This window comes from Deltaproteobacteria bacterium (genome assembly GCA_009929795.1).
In the GTDB taxonomy this organism is placed as follows: domain Bacteria; phylum Desulfobacterota; class Desulfovibrionia; order Desulfovibrionales; family Desulfomicrobiaceae; genus RZZR01.
In genome coordinates this window covers 1-2,073 of sequence record RZZR01000287.1, presented here as the reverse complement: position 1 = coordinate 2,073, position 2,073 = coordinate 1, and the positions used below count along the sequence as shown (strand labels likewise).

Below are 2,073 nucleotides of genomic sequence, written 5' to 3'. Positions count from 1 at the left end.
TCCTGGCCTCGGATTTCACCGAAGAGTACGTCCGGATCAACGCCGCCTACAGGACTTGAAAAACGACATGAAGGAGACCACGCAAGAAAACTGGCCCCGGCTGGCCGATCTGCTCTTCAAAATCGGCATGCTCCGCAAGACCCCGCGCTCGGGTTATCAATTTCTGGGAACCGGAGCCGAGAACGTGGCCGAACACAGTTTCCGGACCGCCGTCATCGGCTTCGTCCTGGCCAAAAAAGCCGGAGCCGACCCTGCCCGAACCGCGTGTCTCTGCCTCTTCCATGACATGCACGAGGCCCGCATCGGCGACTTCAACTACGTGAACCGTATCTACAATACCTGCGACGAGAATCTCGCCCTGAGGCACGCTCTTGAGGGAACCGGACTGGCTGCAGACATCCTGCCCATGTGGGAGGAACTTCTGTCCTGCTCCACCCTCGAAGGTCGGCTGGCCCAGGATGCCGATCAGCTGGACCTCATGCTGAACCTCAAAGAGGAGCTAGATCTCGGCAACCGCTACGCCGCCAAATGGCTTGAATGCGCCCTGCCCCGGCTGAAAACCGACGAGGGACGGGAGCTAGGCCGGGCCATCATGGAGACCGACCACACCGACTGGTGGTTCAAGGGTCCGGACCCTTCCTGGTGGACCAGGGGCAACGGCAACCCCAAATGAAGGGGTGATGCTCCAGGACAACAAATGCCCGCCAAAAAGAAACGCCCGGATCATCCGGGCGTTTCTTTTTGTGACCGGCCCTTGGTGGGCCTTTAGAATCAGTTTTTTCCTTCGGACTGCATGGAGGCAATGAGCTCGTTGAGTTCCATGGCCAGATGAGCCAGATCCTGCACGGCCTGGGACGATTCGGCCATGGATTGGGCCGTTTCCGAGGCGATCCGGCTGACGTCCGTCGTTGCTGAGGTGATCTGGTCGCTCGTCGAGGACTGCTGCTCCGCGGCCGTGGCGATTCCTTCCACCTGAACGGTGGTGTTCTCGACCATCTCTTGGATCTCCCGCAGGGCCGTTCCCGACTGTTCGGCCATCTCCGTGGACTCCTTGATGATGTTCGCCGAACTGCGGGTATTCTCCACGCTTCGGACCGTGCTCTGCTGGATGCGCTGAATGTAGTCAACGACCTCCTTGGTGGCCTGCATGGTCTTTTCGGCCAGCTTGCGGACTTCGTCGGCCACCACGGCGAACCCCCGCCCGGCCTCGCCGGCCCGTGCGGCCTCGATGGCCGCGTTGAGGGCCAGAAGGTTGGTCTGATCGGCAATGTCCTCGATGACGGTGATGATCTGACCGATACCCTTGGCCTGCTGGCCCAACTCGGCCATGTCCTCCTGCAGGGTCTGGGAAGTCTTCCATACCTCGTTGATGATCTTGACGGTCTTGCCGACCACCTCGGCCCCGGTCTTGGCCCGGTCCTTGGCCTGATGGGCCAGCTCCGAAACCCGGGCCGCGTTCTTGGCCACTTCCATGACCGTGGCGTTCATCTCCTCCATGGCCGTGGCCATCTCTCCGGCCCGGTCCTGCTGCTCTCCGGCCCCGCGGGTCGACTCCTCGATCTGGGCCGTCAACTCCTGGGCTGCCGAGGACAGATGCTCGGCGATTCTTCTGGCGTCCCGGGCCACCTGCTCAATCTTCTCGTTCTGGGTCTCGATCCGACGACGCTGTTCATTAATCTGGGTCAGATCGGTGTAGGTGGTGAAGGCCCCGATGACCTCTCCATCCATATCGTAGAGCGGCACGGAATCGGCAACACCTGAACGGGTCAAGCCGTCCCGGCCCGTGATCTCAATGGGCTCATTGATCATGTGTTTCCGGCTCTGGAGCACCCTGTCCGTCCTCGTGGTCCGGCTCGGCTCACGATAGAGGACCTCGCCCACGGTCTTGTCCAGGTACGGACTCGGATCTTCGGATTCAATGCCCAGGAATTTGAGCAGGGGCACGTTCACGAAACTCGTCCGGGCCTTGTTGTTCAGGACCAGGCAGGGAACGGTCAAACCGTCCATGATGCCCTTGGAGAATCCGAGCTGCTCCTTGAGCTTGTCCACCATGGCCGTCAGATGGCCCGAGAG

General features: G+C 61.0%; 2 protein-coding genes. One reads left to right on the top strand and one right to left on the bottom strand.

The genetic code is table 11. The annotated features are described in order from the left end of the window. Nucleotides 1-67: 67 nt before the first annotated feature. Nucleotides 68-673 (top strand): HD domain-containing protein, encoded by a 606-nt coding sequence (locus tag EOM25_14270; protein ID NCC26340.1) that lies wholly within the window; start codon nt 68-70, stop codon nt 671-673. Nucleotides 674-771: 98 nt separating this feature from the next. Here the strand turns inward: EOM25_14270 and EOM25_14265 are convergent. After that, nucleotides 772-2,073: methyl-accepting chemotaxis protein (locus EOM25_14265; GenBank protein NCC26339.1), on the bottom strand; the 1,302-nt coding region annotated here is incomplete at its 5' end.